This window comes from Acidovorax sp. KPB24-07, assembly GCF_057543315.1.
This window is the reverse complement of record NZ_BAAJYS010000229.1, coordinates 1-5825: the sequence shown is the minus strand read 5'-3', so window position 1 is coordinate 5825 and position 5825 is coordinate 1. Positions and strand designations below refer to the sequence as shown.

The 5825-nt window shown below is 65.6% G+C and carries 4 protein-coding genes, 2 tRNA genes and 1 pseudogene; all 7 read right to left on the bottom strand.

Annotated features, from left to right (window positions below):
• Nucleotides 1–54: 54 nt before the first annotated feature.
• A tRNA-Glu gene (locus AC27IQ_RS17955) sits at nucleotides 55–132 on the bottom strand.
• Between the two features lie 33 nt (nucleotides 133–165).
• Nucleotides 166–241: transfer RNA gene (locus AC27IQ_RS17950), tRNA-Ala, on the bottom strand.
• A gap of 65 nt (nucleotides 242–306) precedes the next feature.
• Entirely contained in the window at nucleotides 307–1722 is a 1416-nt protein-coding gene (gene gltX, locus AC27IQ_RS17945) for a glutamate--tRNA ligase (RefSeq protein ID WP_487090268.1), read from the bottom strand.
• On the bottom strand, nucleotides 1719–2951 hold the full coding sequence (locus tag AC27IQ_RS17940) for an O-succinylhomoserine sulfhydrylase (protein WP_372588245.1): 1233 nt from the start codon (nucleotides 2949–2951) through the stop codon (nucleotides 1719–1721). The genes gltX and AC27IQ_RS17940 overlap by 4 nt, the downstream gene beginning before the upstream one ends.
• Nucleotides 2952–2977: 26 nt before the next feature.
• Complete coding sequence (gene purF, locus AC27IQ_RS17935; protein WP_284431508.1) at nucleotides 2978–4486, bottom strand: amidophosphoribosyltransferase; 1509 nt, start codon at nucleotides 4484–4486, stop codon at nucleotides 2978–2980.
• Nucleotides 4487–4564: 78 nt separating this feature from the next.
• Nucleotides 4565–5053, bottom strand: a complete 489-nt coding sequence (locus AC27IQ_RS17930; RefSeq protein WP_284431507.1) for a CvpA family protein — start codon at nucleotides 5051–5053, stop codon at nucleotides 4565–4567.
• Nucleotides 5054–5077: 24 nt separating this feature from the next.
• Nucleotides 5078–5825 (bottom strand): annotated as a pseudogene (locus tag AC27IQ_RS17925) (SPOR domain-containing protein); the annotation flags it as partial.

The window sequence follows — 5825 nt, the reverse complement described above, 5'->3', positions numbered from 1 at the left end:
TCCTGGCAGGCAGCGTTTGCTTGTGAAAAGACACAAGCCAAGTGCTAACAAACTTGGCGACCCTACGGGGAATTCGAACCCCGGTACTCACCGTGAAAGGGTGATGTCCTAGGCCTCTAGACGATAACGGTCGAAAACTGGGACTAACCGTTCTCTAACTCTCAGTGGTGGAGGTAAACGGGATCGAACCGATGACCTCTTGCATGCCATGCAAGCGCTCTCCCAGCTGAGCTATACCCCCACTGAATGACCACATTCACACTGTGACTGTCATCATTTCCTGAGCCTTGAATTATAGACAGGTTTTTAAGGCTTCAGCAATCTCGCTGCGATTTTTTCGCGGCCTACGAGTTCGAGCACCGCATCGACCGATGGCGTGTGGGCCGTTCCCACGGTCAGCACGCGCACCGGCATGGCCAGTTGCGGCATCTTGAGCGAATGGGCGGCGAGCACTTCCTTGAAGGCGGCAGAGATTGCAGCCTTGTCCCACGCACACGTGGTCAAGGCCTGCGACAGTGCACCGATGGCAGGCCACACGGCTTCGGTCACGTGCTTGGCGTACTCCTCGGGGTTGGGCGCCACATCGCCGTAGAAGACGAAAGCCCAGTCCGCCAATGCCACGGTCGTGTCGCAACGGTCCTTGAAAAGCGCGCAGATGCGCGGCAGGCGGCCATCGGCCAGCTCTGCCGCAGAAATGCCCCGCTGTTCCAGCAGCGGCGCCACGAGGGCGGCCAGGGCGTCGTCCGCCATGGCTTTGAGATGCTGCGCGTTCACCCACCGCAGCTTGGCTTCGTCGAACTGGGCGGCGCTGCGCCCCAGATGGTCGAGATTGAACCAATGCAAGAACTGCTCGCGGCTGAAGATCTCGTCGTCGCCGTGGCTCCAGCCCAGCCGGGCCAGGTAGTTCACCATGGCTTCGGGCAGATAGCCTTCGTCCCGGTATTGGGTCACGGGCTTGGCGCCATTGCGCTTGCTCATCTTCTCGCCCTGCTCGTTGAGCACGGTGGGCAGGTGGGCATACACCGGGGGCTGCTTTCCGAGGGCCTCGAAGATGTTGATCTGGCGGGGGGTGTTGTTGACGTGGTCGTCCCCACGGATCACATGCGTGATCGCCATGTCGATGTCATCGACCACCACGCAGAAGTTGTAAGTCGGCGTGCCATCTGGGCGCGCGATCACCAGATCGTCGAGTTCGTCGTTGCGGATCTCGATGCGCCCCTTGACCTTGTCATCCCAGATGACGGAGCCGCCCAGCGGATTGCGAAAACGCAGCACCGGCTGCACGCCCTGCGGCACGGCCGGGAGGGTCTTGCCGGGCTCGGGACGCCACGTGCCGTCGTAGCGCGGTTTTTCCTTGGCCTGCATCTGCCGTTCGCGCAGCGCGTCGAGTTCCGGCACGCTCATGTAGCAGGGATAGACATGGCCGGCCTGCTGCAGCTGTGCCAGCACTTCCTTGTAGCGGTCCATGCGCTGCATCTGGTAGAACGGGCCTTCGTCGGGCTGCATGCCGAGCCATTCCATACCTTCCAGAATCACGTCCACGGCGGCCTGGCTGGACCGATCCAGGTCGGTGTCCTCGATGCGCAGGATGAAGTCGCCACCCGTCGCGCGGGCGAACGCCCAGGGGTACAGGGCGGAGCGGATGTTCCCCAGATGGATGAACCCTGTGGGCGAGGGAGCGAAACGCGTGCGAACGCGCTGGGTCAGGTTGGCTTCGGTCATTGCAGGGTATCCAGGCCGCGCGCGAGGTCGGCCTTCAAATCTTCGATGTGTTCCAGCCCGACCGCCACGCGGATCAGGCCTTGCCCCAGGCCGGCGGCCTGGCGCTGCTCTTCGGTCAGGCGGCCATGCGAGGTGCTGGCGGGATGGGTGATGGTGGTCTTGGTGTCGCCGAGATTGGCCGTGATGCTGCACACCCGCGTGCTGTCGATCACATGGAATGCCTGTGCACGGGCCGAGGCCGGATCGCCCTCTTTCACCTTGACGTCGAACGACAGCACGGCGCCGCCGAGGCCGGATTGCTGGCGCATGGCCAGCGCATGCTGGGGATGGGACGCCAGCCCCGGGTAGTACACGCGCGCCACACGCGGATGCGATTCGAGCCAGGTGGCCAGCTGCAGCGCGTTGGCGCTCTGCGCCTTCATGCGGATGGACAAGGTTTCCATGCCCTTCAGCACCACCCATGCATTGAAGGGCGACAGGTTCATGCCCGCGCTGCGGATCATGGGCGCGAGCTTGTCGTCGATGAGCGCGCGGGGTCCACACACGGCCCCCGCCATCACCCGGCCCTGTCCGTCGAGGAACTTGGTGCCGGAGTGAAGGACCAGATCCGCCCCCCATTTGGCGGGCTGCTGCAAGGCGGGAGAGGCAAAGCAGTTGTCTACGGCAAGCAGCACGCCGGCTTCATGGGCGATGTCGGCCAGCGCCTGGATATCGCACAGATCGGTCAGCGGATTGGTGGGGGTTTCCGCAAACATGAGCCGCGTTTCCGGGCGCAGCGCGGCCTTCCATGCGGCCGCATCGGTCTGCGGCACGAACGTCGTCTGCACGCCGAAACGCGACAGCTCTCCGCCGATGAGCTTGATGGTCGAGCCGAACATCGACCGGGAGCAGATCACATGGTCGCCGGTCTTGAGCAGTGCCAGGCACATGAGCAGGATGGCCGACATGCCGGTGGCGGTGCCAATCGCGGACTCGGTGCCTTCCAGCGCGGCCAGACGCCGCTCGAAGCTCGTGACCGTGGGGTTGCCGGTCCGGGTGTAGGTATAGCCCTCTTCCTCGCCGGCAAACCGGCGCGCCGCCGTCGCCGCGTCGGGCTGCACGAAGCTGCTGCTCAGGTACAGCGCTTCGGAATGCTCGCCGTACACGCTGCGGGGAATGGCTTCGCGCACCGCCAGCGTGTCGGGGTGCAGGCCTTCGGGAAGGGTTCGGGCAGTCAAAGGGGAGTTCATGGCGTGAAGATCCAAGCGAATAGCGGTCAGGCGTCCTGCGCATTGGGCAGGGCCAGGCGGGAGGTGTCTTCCTCCTGCGGCTCCTCCGCGCCCACACGCCCTTCGTTCAGCCGCGCGATGTCCTGCGCGGTGATGTCGCCCGTGACGTACACACCGTCGAAGCACGACGCGTCGAAGCCTTCGATGCGCCCGTTCAGTGCGCCCACTGCCTTCTTCATGCCGTTGACGTCCTGATAGATCAAGGCATCGCAGCCGATGGACTGCCGCACTTCTTCGACCGTGCGGCCATGGGCCACCAGTTCATTGCTCGTGGGCATGTCGATGCCGTACACGTTGGGGTAGCGCACCGGCGGCGCGGCGCTGGCCAGGTAGACCTTGCGGGCGCCCGCATCGCGCGCCATCTGCACGATCTCGCGCGAGGTGGTGCCACGCACGATGGAGTCGTCCACCAGCAGCACGTTGCGGCCCTTGAACTCGCTGGCGATGACGTTCAACTTTTGCCGCACGGACTTCTTGCGAACGCCCTGCCCCGGCATGATGAATGTACGCCCCACATAGCGGTTCTTCACGAATCCCTCCCGGTACGGAATACCCAGCAAATGCGCCAGTTGCGTGGCGCTCGGGCGGCTCGATTCCGGAATGGGAATGATCACGTCGATCTCGTTGGGCGGCACCGTGGAGACCACGCGCTTGGCCAATGCCTCGCCCAGGTTCAGGCGGGCCTGGTACACCGAGATGCCGTCCAGCACCGAATCCGGACGCGCCAGGTAGACGAACTCGAAGATGCAGGGGTTGAGTTGCGGCGCATCGGCGCACTGCTGCGCATGCACCGTGCCGTCGTCCGTGATGAACACGGCCTCGCCCGGCTGGATATCGCGCTCGAACACGTGGTTGGTGCCTTCCAGGGCCACCGACTCGCTGCCGACCATCACGGTGCCTTCCGGGCTGCGGCCCATGCACAGTGGGCGGATGCCGTGGGGATCGCGGAAGGCGACCAGCCCGTGGCCGGCGATCAGCGCGATCACGGCGTAGGAGCCCTTGACGCGGCGGTGCACGGCACGCACGGCCGCGAACACGTCCTCGGTCTGCAACGGCACACCGCGGGTGGCGCGCTCCAACTCATGCGCGAACACGTTGAGCAGCACTTCGGAGTCGCTCTCGGTGTTGGTATGGCGGTGGTCGGTTGAAAACAGTTCGGCGCGCAGCGATTGCGCATTGGTCAGGTTGCCGTTGTGCACCAGCACCAGGCCGAAGGGAGCGTTCACGTAGAACGGCTGGGCCTCTTCCTCGCTGTAGGCATTGCCCGCCGTGGGGTAGCGCACCTGCCCCAGGCCGACCGTGCCCGGCAACGCACGCATGTTGCGCGTGCGAAACACGTCGCGCACCATGCCCTTGGCCTTGTGCATGAAGAACTTGCGCCCCTGCTGGGTGACGATGCCCGCCGCATCCTGGCCCCGGTGCTGCAGGAGCAGCAGAGCGTCATAGACCAGTTGGTTGACAGGAGCCGTGCTGACCACGCCGACGATTCCACACATATTCGCGTTCCATCCAAAGGCGGGCGATCCCGCAATAAAAAATCAGTGCAGCGCCACCGGGGTGGCACCGCGTCCCTGTCATGAAGGCAGATGCCTTCCCAGCGCTGGCGGCAAAGCCGGCTTCAAAACTTCCAGCATCCCCGTCAATATGGGGGCGGCCTGCGACTCTTTCCACCACAGCCCCTCCTGCAAGGGGGTCCACAGCACCACGAGCGATGCCGCCAGCAGCAACACCATGCCCCGCAACGCGCCAAATGCGGCCCCGAGCGTGCGGTCCACGGGGCGCAGGCCCACCGCTTCGATCAATTTCTTGGCCAGCCAGGCCAGGAATCCACAGGCAAACAGCGTGCCGATGAACGCCAGCGCAAAGCCCGCCGCATGCCGGACGGACTCGGCCGAATCGGAAATCGGCAGCCACCGCCCCACGTCCTCGGCCCACCACTGGGCCATGAAAAAGGCCATGACCCAGCCCGCCAGCGACAGCACCTCATAAATCAGCCCGCGCCAGGCCCCCAGCACCAGGGACCCCAGCAGCACCGCCAAGAAAATCCAGTCCAGCGATGCCATGTACGCACGCGAGCCGTCGGCCGGCTACAGCGCCAGGACCGAAGCCGACAGGCCCAGGCCCTTCACGCGCGCAGCCGCCTTGTCCGCTTCGGCGCGGGAGGCATAGGGGCCGACCCTGACGCGGGTGCGTTTACCGTCCTTGGTGTCCACCACCTGGGTGTAGGTCTTGAGGCCGGCGCGCTCCAGCGACTGGCGCACTTCGCGGGCCTTGTCGGCATCGGCGAAGGCACCCACCTGCACGATCAGCCGGCCCTCTTCGCTTTTGGAGGCTGCCGCGGCCGGCGCCGGGGTATCGCGCCCTTCGAGCAAGGCCCGCGCACGCGCCGCGTCTTCCGAGCGCTGCGGTTTGGCCTCGGGCTTGGGTTCAGGTTTGGTTTCTGGTTTCGATTCGTGAACCTGCGGCTTCGGCTCCGGCCGGGGCACCGGCTTGGGCTCGGCCCGCACCTCGGGCTTGGACGCCGCCGCAGGCGCGGGCGCAGGGGCGTGCACCGGAGCAGACGCCGCCGGCTTGGGCGCGTTGCGGCTAGACGGCACGACCTCTTCGCCTTCGGCCAGCCCCCCCGGCCGAGCCATGGCCGGGCCGAAGCTGCCCGGACGGGCCGGCGCGGCCTCGGGCACCACCAGGGGAGCCACCTTGTTGCGATCGGGAATGTCGATAGGAATATCGACCGGGATGGGGCGCGGCTGGGTGTCGAAACCAGGATGGGGAAACCCACCACCCCCAGCAACACCAGCACCGCTGCGCCGATCAAGCCGGTGCCGTGCGCGCCGA

What these genes read in the sequence shown, in the direction of transcription:
- gltX (WP_487090268.1), bottom strand. Translation starts at nt 1,722, where the DNA reads ATGACCGAAGCCAACCTGACCCAGCGCGTTCGCACGCGTTTCGCTCCC.
- AC27IQ_RS17940 (WP_372588245.1), bottom strand. Translation starts at nt 2,951, where the DNA reads ATGAACTCCCCTTTGACTGCCCGAACCCTTCCCGAAGGCCTGCACCCC.
- purF (WP_284431508.1), bottom strand. Translation starts at nt 4,486, where the DNA reads ATGTGTGGAATCGTCGGCGTGGTCAGCACGGCTCCTGTCAACCAACTG.
- AC27IQ_RS17930 (WP_284431507.1), bottom strand. Translation starts at nt 5,053, where the DNA reads ATGGCATCGCTGGACTGGATTTTCTTGGCGGTGCTGCTGGGGTCCCTG.